Raw genomic sequence first — 18,791 nt, 5'->3', positions numbered from 1 at the left:
GAGCGTCGCCGTCCCTCTGTCCAGACCCCCGCCGTCGCTTTTTCGGCCCTTTGGTCCCGTTGCCCGGAAAGCGGTCAGCCGCGCTCCGGCCAGTCGCGCAGGATCCGGGTCAGCGCCGCCACATGGTCGGGCGGGGTGGACTGGATCACGCCATGGCCCAGGTTGAACACGAAGGGCCGGTCGGCCAACGCCTCCAGGATGCAGCGGGTCGCCGTCTCCATCGCCTTGCCGCCGGTGGCGAGCATGATCGGGTCGAGGTTTCCCTGCACCGGCAGCCGGGTCTGCAGATTGCGCGCCGCCCACACCGGCGAGACGGTGGTGTCGAGCCCGACGGCATCGACGCCGGCGTCGGCGACATAATCCTCATAGGCGTGGCCGGCCCCGCGCGGGAAGCCGATGATCGGCGTGTTCGGGTGCTTGGCCTTCACCAGTGCGACGATCCGCCGCGTCGGCTCGATCACCCAGCGGCGGAACTCGCCCACCGGCAGGACGCCGGCCCAGCTGTCGAACAGCTGCACCGTTTCCGCCCCCGCCTCGATCTGGCGGCAGAGATAGTCGGCGGTGACCTCGACGATCAGGTCGATCAGTTGGGCGAATCCCGCCGGGTCGCCGTAGGCCCAGCGCTTGACGTGCGCATACTCCTTGGAGCCCGCCCCTTCCACCATGTAGCAGGCGATGGTCCAGGGAGCCCCCGCAAAGCCGATCAGCGTCGTATCCCGGGGGATCGCGGTGGAGAGCCGGCGCACCGTCTCGTAGACCGGCGCCAGCGTCTCGTGGAAGCGGTCGCGCGACAGGCGCTTCAGGTCCTCGACATTGCGGACCGGATCCAGCTTCGGCCCCTCCCCTTCCAGATAGGCCAGCGGCTGGCCCAGGGCATGAGGCACCACCAGGATGTCGGAGAACAGAATCGCCGCGTCCATGCCGTAGCGGCGCAGCGGCTGCAAGGTCACCTCGACCGCGAAGTCGGGATTGTAGCAGAGGTCGAGGAAGCTGCCCGCCTTGGCCCGCAGTTCCCGGTACTCCGGCAGATAGCGCCCGGCCTGACGCATCAGCCAGAAGGGCGGACGGGTCCGCACCTCACCCGCCAGGGCGGCGAGCATCGGCTTCAACGGGGAGTTCGGGTTCGGATTCTGGACGGCGGTGCTGGAATCGGACAAGGCGATGCGTTCCCCTGAATGCGAATCTGGATTCCGCGATTCCAACTCGGAATCGGACGCGGATTCTCGGACGGGCTTATCCCCTCTTCTTCACTATATTTTTTAAAGGGAGAAAGGAAGAGGATGAGGTGGATGGCTGTGGATAACGGTGATCCCCGAGCCACACGAATCTATCCACAGATCCGGGGGCATGTGCCGACATGTGCGCGGATCTGTGGACGATTCGGAGCACTACCCCGGGAAACGGCGGAAATGCTATAGCTGGACGAACGGGAGTCCCGTGGATAACAACGCGGGCGGGGCCGGATCTTCCCAGCTTCCGAAGCGGTCGGTGGAGTTGTCCTCCCCTTGGCCGTATCGGGGAGGAGGAGTCCCCCGGTCGGGACGAAACGCAGGCGGATCCGGTTGTCCACAGATCTGGGCCGGGTTCTCCACAGAATGTTGGGGACCGATGAAAGAGTTCCACCTACATCTCGTGTCCGATGCGACGGGCGAGACCATCAACAGCGTGGCGCGCGCCTGCGTCATCCAGTTCGACGACGTTCGGCCGATCGAGCATTTCTGGAATCTGGTGCGGACCGACCGCCAGCTCGACCTCGTCCTGGAGGGGATCCGGGACAATCACGGGCTGGTGATGTTCACGCTGGTCGACGAGACGCTGCGCCGCCGCCTGCAGGATTTCTGCCGCGAGATGCAGGTGCCCTGCATTCCCGTGCTCGATCCGCTGATCAACGCGCTCGCCGCCTTCCTAGGCGTGGAATCGCAGCGCCAGCCCGGCCGCCAGCACGTTCTGGACGCCGAGTATTTCAGCCGGATCGATGCGGTCGATTTCGCCCTGTCGCATGACGACGGCCAATCGAACTGGGATCTGCACGAGGCCGACGTGGTGCTGATCGGCGTGTCCCGCAGTTCCAAGACGCCGACCTGCATCTATCTGGCCAACCGCGGCATCAAGGCGGCCAACATCCCGCTGGTGCCCGGCAGCCCCCTGCCCGCGGAGGTCGATCTGCTGACCCGGCCGCTGATCGTCGGGCTGACCAAGGATCCCGACCGGCTGGTGCAGATCCGCCGCAACCGGTTGAAGCTGCTCAACCAGGGCGAAGGCTCCAGCTATGCCGATCCCGAGTTGGTGCGCTCCGAGGTTCAGGAGGCGCGGCGCCTGTTCAGCCGGCGCGGCTGGCCGGTGATCGACGTTTCCCGCCGTTCCATCGAGGAGACGGCCGCCGAGATCATGATGCTGCTGGCCCGGCGCCAGAGCGGTAATTTCGGCCCCGAGGGGAAGAAGTCGTGAGTTCGCCCCTGCTGGTGCTGGCATCCGGTTCGCGCACGCGGGCGGCGATGCTGGAGCAGGCCGGGGTCAGCGCCGTCCTCGACAAGCCGCTGGTCGACGAGGACGAGGTGAAGGCCGCCGGCCGCGCCGAGGGCGTGCCGGCCGAGGCCGTCGCCGAGGCCCTGGCCGAGTTGAAGGCGCAGCGCATCACCCGCCGCCATCCGGGCGCGCTGGTGATCGGCGCCGACCAGATGCTGGAATGCGAAGGCCGCTGGTTCGACAAGCCGGCCGACCGGGCGGCGGCGCGTGCGCAGCTGCTCGACCTGCGCGGCAAGACCCATCGGCTGGTCAGCTGTGCCGTGGTGGTGCGCGATGGCGAGCGGATCTGGCATAAGGTCGACAGCGCCCGCCTGACCATGCGCAACTTCTCCGAATCCTTCCTCGACGACTATCTGGACCGCGTCGGCGACGACGTGCTGCACTCGGTCGGGGCCTATCAGCTGGAAGGGTTGGGGGCGCAGCTGTTCCAGCGGGTCGAAGGCGACTTCTTCACCATCCTCGGGCTGCCGTTGCTGCCGCTGCTCGGATTTCTGCGCGTGCATGGAGTGGGCAGGGAATGACGGCGGTTCAGTTGCATAAGGATGGGGCGCATAAGGACGGGGCGCTCAGCGGCAAGGCGAAGATCGCCGGGGTGATGGGCTGGCCGATCAGCCATTCGCGGTCCCCCCGGCTGCATGGGTTCTGGCTGTGGCAATATGGGATCGACGGCGCCTATGTGCCGCTGGCGGTGGCGCCGGAGCGCGCTGAACAGGCAATCCGCGCCCTGCCCGCGCTGGGCTTTCGCGGTTGCAACGTCACCGTCCCGCTGAAGGAGATCGCCTTTCGTACCGTCGATCGGTTGGATGAAGCCGCGCGGCGCATGGGTGCGGTCAACACCATCGTGGTGGCGGAGGACGGCGCGCTGGAAGGGGGCAACACGGACGGCTTCGGCTTCCTGGAGAATTTGCGCGCCGAGCAGCCGGAATGGACGGCGGAGAGCGGGCCGGCGACCGTGGTCGGGGCCGGTGGGGCCGCGCGCGCCGTGGTGGTGGCCCTGCTCGACGCCGGCACGCCGGAGGTCCGTCTGGTCAACCGCACCCGCGCCCGCGCCGAGGAGTTGGCTGCGGATCTGGCTGCGGTCGGGCTGGATGGCGGTGTGTCCGTGGTCGATTGGCTCTCACGTGAAACGGCGCTCGACGGTGCCGCGCTGCTGGTCAACACCACCACCCAGGGCATGACCGGGCAGCCGGCGCTGGACCTGCCCTTGAGCGCCCTGCCCGTCTCGGCGGTCGTCAACGACATCGTCTATGTGCCGCTGGAAACCCCGCTGCTGGCCGAGGCCAGGGCGCGCGGCAATCCGGTGGCCGGCGGTGTCGGCATGCTGCTGCACCAGGCGCGCCCCGGCTTCAAGGCATGGTTCGGCGTCGAACCGCAGGTGACGGCGGAACTGACCCGCTTCGTGCTGGAAGGTTGAGGGCCGGGCCATGATCGTGTTGGGCCTGACCGGCTCCATCGGCATGGGCAAGAGCACCGCCGCCCGCATGCTGCAGGCGATGGGCGCGCCGGTCTGCGATTCCGACGCGGTGGTGCATCGGCTGCTCGGCCGCGGCGGGCGAGCGGTGCCGGTCATCGATGCCGCCTTCCCCGGCGTGGTGATCGACGGGGCGGTCAGCCGGCCCGCTCTGGGGGCCGCGGTGTTCCGCGACCCGGAGGCGCTGAAGCGGCTGGAGGCCATCCTGCATCCGATGGTCCAGGCGGCACAGCGGGATTTCCTCGCCCGCGCGGCACGCCGTGGCGCGAAGATCGCCGTGCTGGACATCCCGCTGCTGTTCGAGACCCATGGCGAGCGCCGGGTCGATGCCACCATCGTCGTCTCCGCTCCCTTCGCCGTTCAGCGCGCCCGCGTGCTCGCCCGGCCGGGCATGACGGCGGAGAAGTTCGCCGGTATCCTCGCCCGGCAGATGCCGGATGCGGAGAAGCGGCGCCGCGCCGACTATGTCGTGCCTACGGGCGCCGGTCGGCTGGTGACGCGGCGGGCGCTTCGGGGCATTGTGCGCGACGTGGCGCGTCGTCCGGGCAGGCACTGGCCGCCGCGCGGCTATCAACCAGGGCAGATCCATCATGCGTGAAATCGTTCTCGACACCGAAACCACGGGCTTCAAGCCGGAGGAAGGCCATCGGCTGGTCGAGATCGGCTGCATTGAGCTGGTCAACCATCTCGCCACCGGCGAACGCTTCCACGTCTACCTCAATCCCGAGCGCGACATGCCGCCGGAAGCCTTCGCCGTCCATGGGCTGAGCACCGAGTTCCTCGCTGACAAGCCGCTGTTCAACGACGTCGCCGCCGATTTCGTCGCCTTCATCGGCGATTCTCCGCTGGTGATCCACAACGCGGCCTTCGACATGCACTTCCTGAACTGGGAGCTGAAGATCGCCGGCTATCCGGTGATGCCGAAGGACCGCGCCATCGACACGCTGCTGATGGCCCGGCAGAAGTTCCCCGGCTCACCCGCCACCCTGGATGCACTGTGCAAACGCTTCGGCGTCGACAACTCCAACCGCACCCTGCACGGCGCCTTGCTCGACGCCCAACTGCTGGCCGAGGTCTATCTGGAGCTGCTGGGCGGCCGTCAGACCGGCCTGTCCTTCGCCGGCGGCCCGGCATCGAAGGGCGGATCCGCCGGCCCGGTCCGCATCGACCGCCCCTTCCGCGAAGCCCGCGTCTTCGCCGTCAGCGAAGAGGAAGCCGCGGCGCATGCGGAGATGCTGAAGAAGATGAAGAACCCGCTCTGGGCGGTGGAATAAGGGGGTGACGTTAGACCTCCCCCCGACCTCCCCCTCTCAGCGGGGGAGGATTGAGGTGAGGGCAATCATCAGCCAACAGTCTTACGGCACCAGCACCGTCGACCCCGTGGTCTCGCGCGCTTCCAGCGCCCGATGCGCTTCCGCCGTGTCCTTCAGCGCGAAACGCTGGTTCACCGTGAACGTCACCCCGCCATTCTTCACGGCGTCGAACAGATCCGCGGCGGACGCCATCAAATCCTCCCGCTTGGCGGTGTAGGTGGCCAGCGTCGGCCGCGTCACATACAGCGATCCCTTCGACGCCAGCAGCCCCAGATCCAGCGGCGCGGGCGCGCCGGACGCGGCACCGAACAGCACCATCAGCCCGCGTGGACGCAGACAATCCAGCCCGTCCAGGAAGGTCGTCCTGCCGACGCCGTCATAGACCACCGGCACCCCCTGCCCGTCCGTCAGGTCCTTCACCCGGTTGACGAAATTCTCGCGGGTGTAGTCGATGGTGTGGTGGCAGCCATGGGCCTTCGCCAGTTCGGCCTTCTCCGCCGACCCGACGGTGCCGATCACCGTGGCGCCGAGATGCCGCGCCCAGGAACACAGCAGAAGTCCCACCCCGCCGGCCGCGGCCTGCACCAGGATGGTGTCGCCCGGCTGCACCACATAGGTGCTGCGCAGCAGATACTGCGCGGTCAGCCCCTGCAGCAGCGTGGCGGCCGTCGCCTGATCGTCGAGCCAGCTCGGCAGCGGCACCAGCCGGTCGGCGGCGATCAACCGGCTCTCGGCATAGGCGCCGATGGACATGGCGTAGCCGACCCGGTCGCCGACCTTCAGCGTGGTGACGTTCGGCCCCAGCGCCTCGACCACACCGGTGCCGGCCATGCCGATCACCGCCGGCAGATCCGGCAGCTTGTAGGCGCCGGAGCGGTGATAGGTGTCGATATAGTTCAGCCCGACCGCGGTCTGGCGGATGCGCACCTGACCGGGGCCGGGCTCTCCCACCTCGATCTCGTCCCAACGCAGAACCTCCGGGCCGCCGTGCTCGTGGATGCGGATCGCATGAACCATGGTGGTTTGGTTTCCCTTATCGTTGATCGTTGGGTTTCGTGTGAGCCTTACAGCAGCGCGAACTGCTCCGCCGCCGCGCCGTTGCCCTGCCCCCTGCCGGGAGACGCCGGGCCGGCATGCCGGCGTTCCAGCGCCAGCAGCCACGCCTTGGTGTCGAGCCCGCCATGGCCGGAATAGCCGCCGGGGGCGCCGCCGCTGGCGAGCACCCGGTGGCAGGGGATGACGATGGGGATCGGGTTGGCGCCGCAGGCTCCGCCGACCGCGCGCGGCGCGCTGCCCAGCATCTTCGCCATCCCGCCATAGGTCGCGGTGCCGCCGTAGGGGATCGCCAGCATGGCGTCCCAGACGCTCCGCCGGAACGGGGTGCCTGCCGGCTTCAACGGCAGGTCGAAGCGCTGGAGCCGGCCGGCGAAATAGGCCTCCAATTGGCGCGCCGCCTCGGCCAGCACCGCATCCGGTTCGTTTTGGTCGAAGCGGCCCCAGCCGACGGATGTCAGGGCGGATCCGTCCCCGGACAGCATCAGGGGACCGAGCGGGCTGTCGATGGAAAGATGCGCCATGGAGTCCTCCCCGGAGATCGGTGCCGGATCAGCTTTTCGTTTCCAGAAGGGCGGCCAGATCCGCCGGCGCCGTCACCGGAGCCGAACAGGTCATGCCGCGGCAGACATAGGCGGTGGCGGTGCCGTCCCGCATCCCCTTGCCCTGGGCCGGATGATTGGCCGGCAGATCCGCCCCCGGTGCCAGCACGGTCAGGATGCGGTCGGGCAGCGAGCGGTCCAGCACCGTCCGGCGCAGCGCCTCCGTCTCCGCCGCCTTGGGCGGGCCGACGATGACGATCTGCAGCGGCGCCGTCATCAGTTCAACGGAGTTCAGGAAGGTGGTCAACGGGAAGAAGTTGCGGGTCAACTCGCCGGAGAAGGCGGCGGCGAGCGCTTCCGCCCGCTCGCGATACGCATCCTCGCCGGTGCGCTGGAACAGGGTGGTCAGCACCGCCAGCATGGTGCCGTTGCCGCTGGGGGTGGCGTTGTCGTAGGCGGTCTTGGTGCGGACGATCAGCCCTTCCGCATCGTCGGCGGTGAAGAAATAGCCGCCGTTGGCGCCGTCCCAGAAATGGGCGTCGAGCGTCGCCACCCAAATCCTGGCCTGATCGAGCGCCGCCGGATCGCCGGTCGCCTCGTGCAGCGCCAGTGCGGCGCGCGCCATATGGGCATAGTCGTCCAGCATGCCCGTGTGCTTGCCCTGCCCGTGCCGCCAGCTGTGGCAGAGCCGCCCGGCGCTGTCCATCCGGTCGCGGACGAAGGCGAAGGCGCGGCCGGCGGCGTCCAGCCATTCCGGCTCGTCCAGCGCCAGGGAGGCGTGGGTCAGCGCCGCGATCATCAGGCCGTTCCAGTCGGCCAGCACCTTGTCGTCCCAGCCCGGCCGCACCCGCTTGGCCCGCGCCCGCAGCAGGATCTCCCGCCCCTTCGCGAGCGTCGCCTCGGTGGCGTCGTCGGCCAGGGTCAGGCTGCCCAGCCGGTTCAGGATGGTGACGCCCTCCCAATTGCCCTGGGGAAGCACCTCGTAAACGCGCTTAAACGTCGCCAGCCCGTCGGCGCCCAATACCGGGGCCAGCAGCCGGTCGACCTCCTCCTCCTTCCATATATAGAAGAGTCCCTCCTCGCCTTCGCTGTCGGCGTCCAGCGTCGCGGCGAAGCCGCCGCCGTCGGCGATCATCTCGCGCAGCAGCCAGCCGACCGTCTCGCGGATGCGGGCCTGCAGCAGCGGATCGCGCGTCTCCTGCCAGACCAGCGTCATCAGGTCGAGCAGCTCCGCATTGTCGTAGAGCATCTTCTCGAAATGCGGCACCAGCCAGCGTTCATCCACCGAATAGCGGGCGAAGCCGCCGCCGAGATGGTCGTAGATGCCGCCCTGCGCCATGTTGGCCAGCGTGTGGGTCACCGCCTCGCGGAACGGTTCGCGCCCGGTGCGCCGCCAGGCGCGCCACAGCAGCTCGAACAACGGCACCTGCGGGAATTTCGGTGCCGTGCCGATGCCGCCATGGATCGGATCGACCTCGCGCAGCAGCCGCTGGGCCACCTGATCCAGCACCCCGGCATCGACGGCGCCGGCCGATCGGTTCTCCCCCATTCCCGCGAGCGCCGATTTCAGCGCGTCGACATTCTTGCCGACCTTGTCCGGTTCCCGGGCATAGGTGCCGGCGATGCCGCGCAGCACATCGGGGAAGCCGGCGCGCCCATAGCGCGGCGCCGGCGGGAAATAGGTGCCGCCCCAGAAGGGTTCGGCATCCGGCGTCAGGAACATGGTCAGCGGCCAGCCGCCCTGCTGCCCCAGCAGCGCAAGCGCCGACTGATAGATGGTGTCGAGGTCCGGCCGCTCCTCCCGGTCCACCTTGATGTTGACGAACAGCTCGTTCATCAGCCCGGCGATCTCGGGATTCTCGAAGCTCTCATGCGCCATCACGTGGCACCAGTGGCAGGCGGCATAGCCGATCGACAGCAGCACCGGCTTGTTCTCCGCCTTCGCGCGGGCGAAAGCCTCCGGTCCCCAGGGCATCCAATGCACCGGGTTGTCCTTGTGCTGCAGCAGATAGGGGCTGGTCTCCCGGCCTAGCAGGTTCGCGCCCAACGGAGTGGCGGGCATGGCGGTGTCCGATCTGTTGGTGTGTCGTGAAACAATAGGTGGCGCCGGGGTGGCGTTGCGCCAGTGCATCCTATCTGTATAGTGGGGCATGAGCCGCCGCGGCGCTCAACCCCAAAATCAACACGGCCAATGCCTGGACCGTTGCCGGATCCTTGGAAGTGTGGGTCAGGCATCCGATCCGGGTCTGGAGGGGGTCCCATGAAAATCACCGTCGACATCGACTGCACCCCGGACGAGGCCCGGCATTTCCTCGGCCTGCCCGACGTGAAGCCGATGCAGGATGCCATGATGCACGAGATTCAGGAGCGGATGCGCGCGAACCTCCAGGCCATGGACCCGGAGACCATGCTGAAGACCTGGCTTCCCGCCGGCATCCAGGGCATGGAGCAGATGCAGAAGATGTTTTGGTCCCAGATGGCTTCGGCGCTGGGACAGGAAGGAAGAAAGTGACCGATCCGAAGCCGTATTTCGAAGCCCATGTTTTCAGCTGCACCAACCGCCGCCCCGAAGGGCACAGGCGGGGGTCCTGCGCCGCCCACGGCTCGGAGAAGCTGCGCGACTATATGAAGGCCCGTGCCCGCGAACTCGGCCTCGACGGCAAGGTGCGGATCAATTCCGCCGGTTGCCTCGATCGCTGCGAACTGGGTCCGACGCTGGTGATCTACCCGGAAGGCGTCTGGTACACCTATCACAGCACCGCCGACGTCGAGGAAATCCTGCAGACCCATCTGATCGAAGGCCGCCGTGTCGAGCGGCTGATGCTGACGACGGAGCAGCGGGAGCTGCGGCCAGAGCAGCGCGGCTGATCCACTCCGATGTTCACCACCATCTTTGCGCTCGCCACCGCCCCCGGCCGATCCGGTGTGGCGGTGGTTCGCATTTCCGGGCCCGAAGCCGGATCCGCCCTCGCCGCGCTGACCGGCCGGCCCCTGCCCGCGCCACGCCGTGCCGTGCTGACCAAGCTGCGCGACCCGAGGACCGGCGACATGCTCGACGACGCTCTCGTGCTGCGCTTCACCGGACCCGCCAGCTTCACCGGCGAGGATGTGGTGGAGTTGCACCTGCATGGCGGCCGCGCGGTCGTCACCGGCGTGATCGAGGCGCTCGCCACCCTGCCGGGCTTGCGGCTGGCCGAACCGGGCGAGTTCACCCGCCGCGCCTTCGAGAACGGCAAGCTCGACCTGACGGAGGCCGAGGCGGTCGCCGATCTCATCGATGCCGAGACCAATGCCCAGCGCCGTCAGGCCTTGCGGCAGATGGAGGGTGCGCTCGGCCGGCTCTATGACGGCTGGCGCGAGCGGCTGACCCGCGCGTTGGCCCATATCGAGGCGGACATCGATTTTGCCGAGGACGATCTGCCCGGCGGCGTCGCCGACGCCGTCCGTCCGGTGATCGCCGGGCTGGCCGGCGAGATCGCCGCGCATCTCGACGACGGCGGCCGGGGCGAACGGCTGCGCGAAGGGCTGCACATCGCCATCGTCGGTGCGCCCAACGCCGGCAAGTCCAGCCTGCTGAATGCCCTCGCCCGCCGCGACGCCGCCATCGTGTCCGCCCGCGCCGGCACCACCCGCGACATCATCGAGGTGCATCTCGACCTCGGCGGCTATCCGGTCGTGCTGGCCGACACCGCCGGCTTGCGGGAGGCCGCCGCCGACGAGGTGGAGGAGGAAGGCATCCGCCGCGCCCGCGACCGGGCGTCGCGCGCCGACGTGAAGGTGGCGGTGTTCGACGCCACCACCCTGCCCGACCTCGATCCGGCGACGCTGGGCCTGATCGACCGCGACACCGTGGTGGTGTTCAACAAGACCGACCTCGCGACCGCCGGCGATCTGCGGCCGGATCTGTCCCCGATCCTGGTTTCCGCCCACACCGGGTCCGGGTTGAAGGAACTGGAAGAGAAGCTGACGGCCTACAGTGCGGATCGGCTCGCCATCGGCAGCGCTCCCTCCCTGACCAGGGCGCGCCACCGCGCGGCGTTGACGGAGTGCCGGGAGTCGCTTCTGCGGGCGCTGCACGCACCGTTGCCCGAACTGGCGGCGGAGGATGTTCGGCTCGCCAGCCGGGCGCTTGGCCGCATCACCGGCCGGGTGGATGTGGAAGACTTGCTGGACGTGATCTTCCGGGACTTCTGTATCGGCAAGTGAGGGCGTGTTTCACGTGAAACAGCGGTGGGGTGGTGACGCGATTGCCCATAACCCACCCCACGATATCCCGCTCCGCCTCTTGGATCCCCGCGTCCGTTCGGCTATGGTCCCGCACATGCGAAGCTATGATGTCATCGTTGTCGGCGGCGGTCACGCCGGCTGTGAGGCGGCTGCGGCGGCAGCGCGCATGGGTGCGCGCACGCTCCTGCTGACCCACAAGGTCGAAACCATCGGCGAGATGTCCTGCAACCCCGCCATCGGCGGTTTGGCCAAGGGCCATCTGGTGCGGGAGATCGATGCGCTGGACGGCGTTATGGCCAAGGCCATCGACCGCGGCGGCATCCAGTTCCGCATCCTGAACCGCAGCAAGGGCCCCGCCGTCCGCGGCCCGCGCGCCCAGGCCGACCGTAAGCTCTATCGTCGGGCGATGCAGTCGCTGCTGGCCGAGCAGGAGAACCTGTTCATCGAAGCCGGCGGTGCGGAGGACCTGATCGTCGATGCCGATCAGCGGATCACCGGTGTCGTCACCGGCGCCGGCGAGTCCATCCGTGCCGGCGCCGTGGTGCTGACCACCGGCACCTTCCTGCGCGGCCTGATCCACATCGGCGAGGAGCGCACGCCGGCCGGCCGTGTCGGCGAGGAGCCCTCCATCGGCTTGTCCGACACGCTGGCCCGGCTGGGCTTCCCGCTCGGCCGGTTGAAGACCGGCACGCCGCCGCGCCTCGACGGCCGCACCATCGATTGGGATGCGCTGGAGAAGCAGCCGGGCGACACTCCGCCCCCGCCCTTCTCCTACATGACGGAGCGGATCGACACGCCGCAGATCGACTGCGCGATCACCTGGACGACCGCGGAGGCCCATGCGCTGATCCGCGCCAACCTGCATCGCGCCCCGATGTATTCCGGGCAGATCACCGGCACCGGTCCGCGCTATTGCCCGTCCATCGAGGACAAGGTCGTCCGCTTCGCCGAGAAGGAGAAGCACCAGATCTTCCTCGAGCCGGAAGGGCTGGACGATCCCACCGTTTATCCGAACGGCATCTCCACCTCCCTGCCCCGCGACGTGCAGCTCGGCATCCTCGCCAGCATGCCGGGTCTGGAGAAGGTCGTGATGATCCGCCCCGGCTACGCCATCGAATACGACTATGTCGACCCGCGCGAGCTGAAGCCGACGCTGGAGACACGCCGGGCGCCGCGTCTGTTCCTGGCGGGCCAGATCAACGGCACCACCGGTTATGAGGAAGCGGCGGCCCAGGGCCTGATGGCCGGCATCAACGCCGCGCTGGCGGCGAGCGGCAACCGCGAGGGCTTCGTCCTCGACCGTGCCGACGCCTATATCGGCGTGCTGATCGACGATCTGATCGGCCGGGGCACCAACGAACCCTACCGCATGTTCACCTCGCGCGCCGAATACCGGCTGCTGCTGCGCGCCGACAACGCCGACCAGCGGCTGACCGACAAGGGCGTCGCCATCGGCTGCGTCGGGTCGGAGCGCCGCGATGTCTTCGCCGCCAAAAGTGCCGCCCTGTCCGCCGGCCGTGCCCTGGTCGCCGCGCTGCAGGCAACCCCGGCCGAGTTGGCCCGCCAGGGCGTCGCGGTCAATCAGGACGGCGTGCGCCGCTCCGCCGCCGACCTGTTGCGGTATCCCGACATCGACCTCGCGGCGCTGACCCGCCTGTGGCCGGAGCTGGGCGAGATCGCGCCGGAAATCGCCGAGCAGCTGGAGATCGACGGCAAATACGCCGGTTATCTCGGCCGGCAGGAGGCGGATATCCGCGCCTTCCGCAAGGACGAGTCCCTCGCGCTCCCCGACGATCTGGATGTCGACGGCATCGGCAGCCTGTCCGCTGAAATCCGCCAGAAGCTGCGCCAGTCGCGCCCGGCGACCTTGGGTGCGGCGGCCCGCATTCCCGGAATGACCCCGGCGGCCCTCGTCGCCCTGCTCCGTCATGTGAAGCGTCGCGACGGGATTGCGTCCGGGGTGGCGGCGGAATGAGCAGGTTCGACTCCGTTGCGTTTCAGGAAGCCACCGGCGTTTCACGTGAAACACTCGACCGCCTGATCGCCTACGAGGCGCTGTTGCGCAAGTGGCAGCCGAAGATCAATCTGGTCGGTCCTTCCACCCTGCCCGATGCCTGGAAGCGTCACTTTCTCGACTCCGCCCAACTTTATCCGCTGCTGCCGGAGGACACGCGGGTGCTGGTCGATCTCGGCAGCGGTGCCGGCTTCCCCGGCCTGGTGCTCGCCATCCTCGGTGTGCCGCAGGTGCATCTGATCGAGAGCGACGTGCGCAAATGCGCTTTTCTGCGCGAGGTCGCCCGCGTCTGCGAAGCGCCGGTCACCGTCCACACCAAGCGGATCGAAACCGTCACCGGGATCGAGGCCGATGTCGTCACCGCCCGAGCGTTGGCGCCGCTGGCCGACCTCTTCGGCTGGGCTCATCCTTTCATCGGATCGCGCGGCAAGTGTCTGTTCCTCAAGGGCGCGGCCCTGGACGACGAATTGACCGCCGCCACCCGATACTGGACAATGCGTGCCGAGCGCTTCGACAGCCGCACCGATCCGAGCGGAACCATCCTGCGTGTGAGTCATCTTGAGCGTGCGTGAAGACCGTGCCTGACACTGTTGTTCCTCCGCCCTCCTCCCGCCAACCGGACCCCCGAGAGGCTGCCATGTCCGCCGTCACCCGTCCCCTTGCCCGTGTGGTTGCGATTGCCAACCAGAAGGGCGGCGTGGGCAAGACCACGACGACGATCAACCTCGCCACCGCGCTCGCCGTCATCGGCAAGCGGGTGCTGGTGATCGACCTCGACCCGCAGGGCAATGCGTCCACCGGCCTCGGCATTCCACGCTCCGACCGGCGCATCGGCATCTATGACGTGCTGTTCGACGACGTGTCGCTGGAGGATGCCGCCACCCCGTCCTCGGTGCCGAACCTGTCGATCATCACCTCGTCGGTGGACCTGTCGGGTGCGGAAATCGAGCTGGTCGGCGCCGAACGGCGCGAGTTCCGCCTGCGCGAGGCGGTCGCCAACAGCGCGCTGGAATACGACTACGTCCTGATCGACTGCCCGCCGGCGCTGGGTCTGCTGACCCTGAACGCCCTGGTCGCCTCGCATGCCGTGATGGTCCCCCTGCAGTGCGAGTTCTACGCCCTGGAGGGTCTCAGCCATCTGGTCCGCACCATCGAGCGGGTGAAGCGCGCCTTCAACCCGAACCTCGACATCCACGGCGTCGTGCTGACCATGTTCGACAAGCGCAACAACCTGTCGGACATGGTGGCGGCGGACGTTCGCGGCTTCTTCGGGGAGAAGGTGTACGACACCGTGATCCCGCGCAACGTCAAGGTTTCCGAGGCGCCGTCGCACGGCAAGCCGGTGCTGATCTACGACATGCGCTGCCCCGGATCCCAGGCTTACATCCATCTGGCGGGCGAGGTGCTGCGCCGTGAGAAGAGACTGACCGCATGATCGACGACACCAAACAAGGTGGCGCCCGCCGCGCCAGCCTGGGCCGCGGCCTTTCCGCCCTGTTCGGCGAGGCTACCGAGGATTATTCGGCGCTCGACAAGGTGCGGCAGTCCAAGCAGGTGCCGATCGAGTTCGTCCATCCGGGCAAATACCAGCCGCGGCGGAAGTTCGACGAGGAGGCGATCAGCGGCCTCGTCGAGTCCATCCGCGACAAGGGCATCCTGCAGCCGCTGCTGGTCCGCCGCGACTCCGAGGATGCGAATTCCTACGAGCTGATCGCCGGCGAACGCCGCTGGCGCGCGGCGCAGGTCGCCGGCCTGCACGAGGTGCCGGTCATCATCCGCGATCTCAGCGACCGCGAGGCGCTGGAAATCGCGCTGATCGAGAACATCCAGCGCCAGGATCTGACCCCTCTCGAAGAGGCGGAAGGCTACCGCCGCTTGATGGAGGAGTTCGAGCACACGCAGGAGGATCTGGCCCGCGCCGTCGGCAAGAGCCGCAGCCATGTCGCCAACATGATGCGCCTGCTGGCTCTGCCCGACCCGGTCAAGTCGATGGTGCAGGAAGGCGCGCTGACCGCCGGCCACGCCCGCGCCCTGCTGACCGCCCCGGATCCGGCCGCGGTCGCCCGCGAGGTGATCACGCGCGGCCTGAATGTCCGCCAGACCGAAGACCTGATGCGGGGCGACCAGCCCAAGGCCAGGAAGGGCAAGGGCGCGAATGATGGAACCGGCGCCGCCCCGGCGATGAAGGATGTCGACCTGATCAATCTGGAGGAGGAGATCTCCGCCCGCATCGGGTTGAAGGTCGCGATCAATCCCCAGGGTCAGCGCGGCACGATCACCATCCACTACCAGACGCTCGACCAGCTGGACGACGTTCTGCACCGTCTGGGTGGGGAAGAGTAAGTCCAGCGGTCGAAGGGGACCGCCGGTTTAATGGGGGTGGGGGGCACTTCCCCCCTACCCCCGTACCCTCTCCAGATCGATGTAGCGGTAGAACAGCCCATTCTCTTCCATCGGCGCGCTCGACCACACCTCGGCCCATTCCGCACCGATGGGCGGCATCACCGTGTCGCCGTGCACCGCGCTCTCCACGCGGGTCAGGTGCAGGAGATCGGCGATGGGCAGGGTCTCGCGGAACAGCGCGGCGCCGCCGATGACGCAGAGTTCCGCCGCACCGGATTCCTGGGCCCAGGATATGGCGGCTCCCAACCCGGAGAACCAGCGGGCGCCATCCCGCTCGCCGACCGCTGCCCGACGGCTGACGACGAGGTTGTCGCGGCCGGGAAGCGGGCGCAGCGGCAGAGACTCCCAGGTTTTGCGGCCCATCAGCACCGGCTTGCCCAGGGTCAGCTGCTTGAACCGGCGCAGATCGCCGGGAAGATGCCAGGGCAACCGGCCATCGCGGCCGATCACGTCGTTCATCGCAGCGGCCACAATCAGACTGATGCGCATCCCCTGCCCTTTCCCGGTTCGGAACCGGGGAAATCTTACGCTAAAATCGCGCTGAGTACCGCGTTCAGTCGCTGTAGCCCTTCCGATGTCGCAGAGACCCGATCCGCGTCGCGGGTAAGGAAACCGCCTTCGATCAGGCGGGACAACGCCGCCGGCTCGACGAAATCGTCCAGCGTCCGTCCGGTTTCCTCCGTCAGCCGGGCGAGCCGCACCCCCTCGCGGAGGCGCAGCCCCATCATCAGCAACTCGGTGCCGCGGGCATCGCGGTCGATCGGGCTGGGAACGGCGGCGCCATGGCCGTCGCGTTCCACCCGTTCCAGCCAGATTTCCGGGGCACGGTGGGCGCGGGTCGCGAACTTGTCGCCGTCCAGCGTCAGCCGGCCATGTGCGCCGGGACCGATGCCGACATAATCGCCATAGCGCCAATAAGTCAGGTTGTGACGGCTTTCCTCGCCCGGACGGGCGTGGTTGGAAATCTCGTAGGCCGGCAGCCCCGCCGCCGCCAGCTGGCTCTGCGTCGCCTCGTAGAGATCGCCGGCCAACTCCTCGTCGGGCAGCACCAGATCGCCACGGGCGTGCAGCGGGTAGAAGGCCGTCCCCTCCTCGATCGTCAGCTGATAGACCGAGAGATGGCCGACGGCGTAATCCAGCGCCCGCGCCAACTCCGCCTGCCAGGCCGCCACCGTCTGACCGGGACGGGCATAGATCAGGTCGAAGGAAAAGCGGTCGAAGGTCCGCGCGGCCAGTTCGATGGCGCCGGTGGCCTCCGCCGCGTTATGCTGACGGCCGAGGAATTTCAGGCTGGCGTCGTCCAGCGCCTGAATGCCGAGGGAAACGCGGTTGATCCCGGCGGTGCGGAAGGCGCGGAATTTGTCGGCCTCGACGGAGGTCGGATTGGCCTCCAGCGTCACTTCCAGCCCCTTGGCGATTTGCCAGCGTTCCGCGACGCGGTCGATGATGGCGCCGACCGTCGCCGGTTCCATCAGCGACGGGGTGCCGCCGCCGAAGAAGATCGAGGTGACGGTGCGCCCGGCCGTCAGGTCGGCGTAATGATCCAGTTCGCGCAGCAGCCCGGCCCGCCAGCGGTCATGATCGACGCGCTCGCGGACATGGCTGTTGAAATCGCAGTACGGGCACTTCGACTTGCAGAAGGGCCAATGGACGTAGACGGCGAAACCAGGATCGGACGCACTCACCGGAAGCACCGCTCCACCAACTGGCGGAAGGCGTCGGCGCGGTGGCTCATCTCGTGCTTCTTGAACGGGTCCATCTCGCCGAAGGTCAGGCCGTGGCCGTCCGGCAGGAACATCGGGTCATAGCCGAAGCCATGCGGACCGCGCGGCGGCCAGACCAGCGTGCCGTAGCAGCGGCCCTCCACCGTCTCGACATGGCCGTCCGGCCAGGCGAGCGACAGCGCGCAGACGAAATAGGCGCTGCGGTCGGTGCTGCCGGCAAGACCGTCCTCGACCTTCCGCATCGCCATGGCGAAGTCCTTGGCCGGGCCGGCCCAGCGGGCGGAATAGATGCCGGGATCGCCGTTCAGCGCCGGCACCACCAGCCCGCTGTCGTCGGCGAGCGCGACATGGCCGGCGGCGGCCGCGGCCTTGGCCTTCAGCTCCGCATTGGCGATGAAGGTGGTTCCGGTCTCTTCCGGTTCGGGCAGGCCCAGCTCCCCGGCCGAGGTGAAGGTGGCGACATAGGGGCCGAGCAGGTCGGCGATCTCGCGCACCTTGCCCTTGTTGTGGCTGGCGATGACGAGGGTGTCGCCGGTGAAGCGGCGGGGAGCGGACATGGTCATAACCTCTGGCTGATGCGGCCTTACTTGATGCCGAGAACCTGCTTCTGCAACGCCACCAGTTCGTTCACGCCCTTGCGGGCGAGCGCCAGCAGCTCCATGAACTGCGGCTCGGAGAACGGGGTTTCCTCGGCGGTGCCCTGGATTTCGACGATGCCGGCCTTGCCGGTCAGGACGAAGTTGGCATCGGCCTGCGCCTTGGAGTCCTCGTCATAGTCGAGGTCGAGCACGGCGTTGCCCTGGTACAGGCCGCAGGACACGGCGGCGACCTGATCGGTCAGCGGCATGGTCTTCAGCGCGCCGATCTGCATCAGGTGCTGGAAGGCCAGATGCAGGGCGACATAGCTGCCGGTGATGGCGGCGGTGCGGGTGCCGCCGTCGGCCTGGATGACGTCGCAGTCGATCTTGATCTGCTTCTCGCCCATCGCCGAACGGTCGGTGACGGCGCGCAGGGCGCGGCCGATCAGGCGCTGGATTTCCTGGGTGCGGCCGGACTGCTTGCCCTTGGCCGCCTCGCGGTCGGTGCGGCTGTGGGTGGAGCGCGGCAGCATGCCGTATTCGGCGGTGACCCAGCCGAGCCCGGTGTTCTTCAGGAAACGCGGCACCGTTTCGTCGACGCTGGCCGTGCACAGCACATGGGTGTTGCCGAAGCGTACCATGCAGGAGCCCTCGGCATAGCGGCTGAAGCCGGTTTCGAGGGAGACGGTGCGCAGTTGGTCGAAGGCGCGGCCGGAGGGGCGCATGGGCATCATTCCGAAGGTCGTTTTTGATCCGGCGGCAAGCTAACGGCTCTGCCCGGTCCCGTCCAGCATGGCGTCTTTCCCGCCGTCCAGCACCGATGCGCGAGCGCTGCCCTGCAGTGGAAGAACCGGAATCTGATGGGAGGACAAACAAACTGAATATGTCGTTAATCAGCAGGAAAATGCATGATTCGTACAAAATGGAGGCGATCGAGGCT

20 protein-coding genes are annotated in these 18,791 nt (G+C 68.0%); 12 read left to right on the top strand and 8 right to left on the bottom strand.

Annotated features, from left to right (window positions below; translation table 11 throughout):
* Nucleotides 1-74: 74 nt before the first annotated feature.
* The gene (gene hemE / locus DM194_RS11730) at nucleotides 75-1,100 is read right to left on the bottom strand and encodes a uroporphyrinogen decarboxylase (protein ID WP_111067952.1); all 1,026 of its coding nucleotides are present in this window, start codon (nucleotides 1,098-1,100) and stop codon (nucleotides 75-77) included.
* Between the two features lie 508 nt (nucleotides 1,101-1,608).
* Here hemE and DM194_RS11725 point away from each other — a divergent pair.
* Genes DM194_RS11725 through dnaQ form a run of 5 tightly spaced genes read left to right on the top strand, consistent with a single transcriptional unit; the run spans nucleotide 1,609 to nucleotide 5,271 of the window.
* Nucleotides 1,609-2,448: a pyruvate, water dikinase regulatory protein gene (locus DM194_RS11725; protein ID WP_111067473.1), complete on the top strand. Its 840-nt coding sequence runs from the start codon at nucleotides 1,609-1,611 to the stop codon at nucleotides 2,446-2,448.
* Nucleotides 2,445-3,047, top strand: coding sequence for a Maf family protein (locus DM194_RS11720; protein WP_111067472.1), 603 nt, complete (start codon nucleotides 2,445-2,447; stop codon nucleotides 3,045-3,047). Before DM194_RS11725 ends, DM194_RS11720 begins: the two co-directional genes overlap by 4 nt.
* Nucleotides 3,044-3,940, top strand: a complete 897-nt coding sequence (locus tag DM194_RS11715) for a shikimate dehydrogenase (RefSeq protein ID WP_111067471.1) — start codon at nucleotides 3,044-3,046, stop codon at nucleotides 3,938-3,940. Before DM194_RS11720 ends, DM194_RS11715 begins: the two co-directional genes overlap by 4 nt.
* 10 nt (nucleotides 3,941-3,950) lie before the next feature.
* Nucleotides 3,951-4,595 (top strand): dephospho-CoA kinase, encoded by a 645-nt coding sequence (gene coaE, locus DM194_RS11710; RefSeq protein ID WP_111067470.1) that lies wholly within the window; start codon nucleotides 3,951-3,953, stop codon nucleotides 4,593-4,595.
* Nucleotides 4,588-5,271, top strand: a complete 684-nt coding sequence (gene dnaQ / locus DM194_RS11705) for a DNA polymerase III subunit epsilon (RefSeq protein ID WP_014249171.1) — start codon at nucleotides 4,588-4,590, stop codon at nucleotides 5,269-5,271. The genes coaE and dnaQ overlap by 8 nt, the downstream gene beginning before the upstream one ends.
* 81 nt (nucleotides 5,272-5,352) lie before the next feature.
* On the opposite strand, the gene DM194_RS11700 is transcribed toward dnaQ, so the two are convergent.
* The 3 genes from DM194_RS11700 to DM194_RS11690 are packed head-to-tail and all read right to left on the bottom strand — an operon-like array spanning nucleotide 5,353 to nucleotide 8,967.
* Nucleotides 5,353-6,327 carry a quinone oxidoreductase family protein gene (locus DM194_RS11700; RefSeq protein WP_111067469.1) on the bottom strand — a complete coding sequence of 325 codons (975 nt, stop codon included), beginning with the start codon at nucleotides 6,325-6,327 and terminating at the stop codon, nucleotides 5,353-5,355.
* A gap of 47 nt (nucleotides 6,328-6,374) precedes the next feature.
* Entirely contained in the window at nucleotides 6,375-6,887 is a 513-nt protein-coding gene (locus DM194_RS11695) for a methylated-DNA--[protein]-cysteine S-methyltransferase (protein ID WP_111067468.1), read from the bottom strand.
* 28 nt (nucleotides 6,888-6,915) lie between these two features.
* The gene (locus tag DM194_RS11690) at nucleotides 6,916-8,967 is read right to left on the bottom strand and encodes a thioredoxin domain-containing protein (RefSeq protein ID WP_111067467.1); all 2,052 of its coding nucleotides are present in this window, start codon (nucleotides 8,965-8,967) and stop codon (nucleotides 6,916-6,918) included.
* A gap of 198 nt (nucleotides 8,968-9,165) precedes the next feature.
* On the opposite strand from DM194_RS11690, the gene DM194_RS11685 reads away from it, so the two are divergent.
* The 7 genes from DM194_RS11685 (at nucleotide 9,166) to DM194_RS11655 (ending at nucleotide 15,489) form a co-directional block, all read left to right on the top strand.
* Complete coding sequence (locus tag DM194_RS11685; RefSeq protein WP_014249167.1) at nucleotides 9,166-9,417, top strand: DUF6489 family protein; 252 nt, start codon at nucleotides 9,166-9,168, stop codon at nucleotides 9,415-9,417.
* On the top strand, nucleotides 9,414-9,773 hold the full coding sequence (locus DM194_RS11680) for a (2Fe-2S) ferredoxin domain-containing protein (protein WP_111067466.1): 360 nt from the start codon (nucleotides 9,414-9,416) through the stop codon (nucleotides 9,771-9,773). The genes DM194_RS11685 and DM194_RS11680 overlap by 4 nt, the downstream gene beginning before the upstream one ends.
* Before the next feature lie 9 nt (nucleotides 9,774-9,782).
* Nucleotides 9,783-11,111: a tRNA uridine-5-carboxymethylaminomethyl(34) synthesis GTPase MnmE gene (gene mnmE, locus DM194_RS11675; protein ID WP_111067465.1), complete on the top strand. Its 1,329-nt coding sequence runs from the start codon at nucleotides 9,783-9,785 to the stop codon at nucleotides 11,109-11,111.
* A 115-nt stretch (nucleotides 11,112-11,226) separates the two neighbouring features.
* On the top strand, nucleotides 11,227-13,107 hold the full coding sequence (gene mnmG / locus DM194_RS11670; protein ID WP_162630006.1) for a tRNA uridine-5-carboxymethylaminomethyl(34) synthesis enzyme MnmG: 1,881 nt from the start codon (nucleotides 11,227-11,229) through the stop codon (nucleotides 13,105-13,107).
* A complete protein-coding gene (rsmG, locus tag DM194_RS11665) occupies nucleotides 13,104-13,718 on the top strand; it encodes a 16S rRNA (guanine(527)-N(7))-methyltransferase RsmG (RefSeq protein ID WP_111067463.1) in 615 nt (204 codons plus the stop codon). Before mnmG ends, rsmG begins: the two co-directional genes overlap by 4 nt.
* Before the next feature lie 65 nt (nucleotides 13,719-13,783).
* Nucleotides 13,784-14,581: a ParA family protein gene (locus DM194_RS11660; protein ID WP_111067462.1), complete on the top strand. Its 798-nt coding sequence runs from the start codon at nucleotides 13,784-13,786 to the stop codon at nucleotides 14,579-14,581.
* Entirely contained in the window at nucleotides 14,578-15,489 is a 912-nt protein-coding gene (locus DM194_RS11655) for a ParB/RepB/Spo0J family partition protein (protein ID WP_111067461.1), read from the top strand. Before DM194_RS11660 ends, DM194_RS11655 begins: the two co-directional genes overlap by 4 nt.
* A gap of 54 nt (nucleotides 15,490-15,543) precedes the next feature.
* Here DM194_RS11655 and DM194_RS11650 read toward each other — a convergent pair whose 3' ends face one another.
* From DM194_RS11650 to rph, 4 genes are read right to left on the bottom strand one after another with little or no spacing between them, the layout of a single operon-like run.
* Complete coding sequence (locus tag DM194_RS11650; RefSeq protein ID WP_111067460.1) at nucleotides 15,544-16,038, bottom strand: dihydrofolate reductase; 495 nt, start codon at nucleotides 16,036-16,038, stop codon at nucleotides 15,544-15,546.
* A 35-nt stretch (nucleotides 16,039-16,073) separates the two neighbouring features.
* Nucleotides 16,074-17,243: a radical SAM family heme chaperone HemW gene (gene hemW, locus DM194_RS11645; RefSeq protein WP_111067459.1), complete on the bottom strand. Its 1,170-nt coding sequence runs from the start codon at nucleotides 17,241-17,243 to the stop codon at nucleotides 16,074-16,076.
* Nucleotides 17,231-17,830, bottom strand: coding sequence for an RdgB/HAM1 family non-canonical purine NTP pyrophosphatase (rdgB, locus tag DM194_RS11640; RefSeq protein WP_111067950.1), 600 nt, complete (start codon nucleotides 17,828-17,830; stop codon nucleotides 17,231-17,233). Before rdgB ends, hemW begins: the two co-directional genes overlap by 13 nt.
* Nucleotides 17,831-17,856: 26 nt before the next feature.
* The gene (rph, locus tag DM194_RS11635; RefSeq protein WP_111067948.1) at nucleotides 17,857-18,576 is read right to left on the bottom strand and encodes a ribonuclease PH; all 720 of its coding nucleotides are present in this window, start codon (nucleotides 18,574-18,576) and stop codon (nucleotides 17,857-17,859) included.
* Between the last annotated feature and the right edge of the window lie 215 nt (nucleotides 18,577-18,791).

Origin of the sequence: Azospirillum ramasamyi, assembly GCF_003233655.1 — a bacterium.
Lineage (GTDB): Bacteria > Pseudomonadota > Alphaproteobacteria > Azospirillales > Azospirillaceae > Azospirillum > Azospirillum ramasamyi.
Note: the sequence above shows the minus strand (reverse complement) of the source record. Positions and strands in the feature narration are given on the sequence as shown.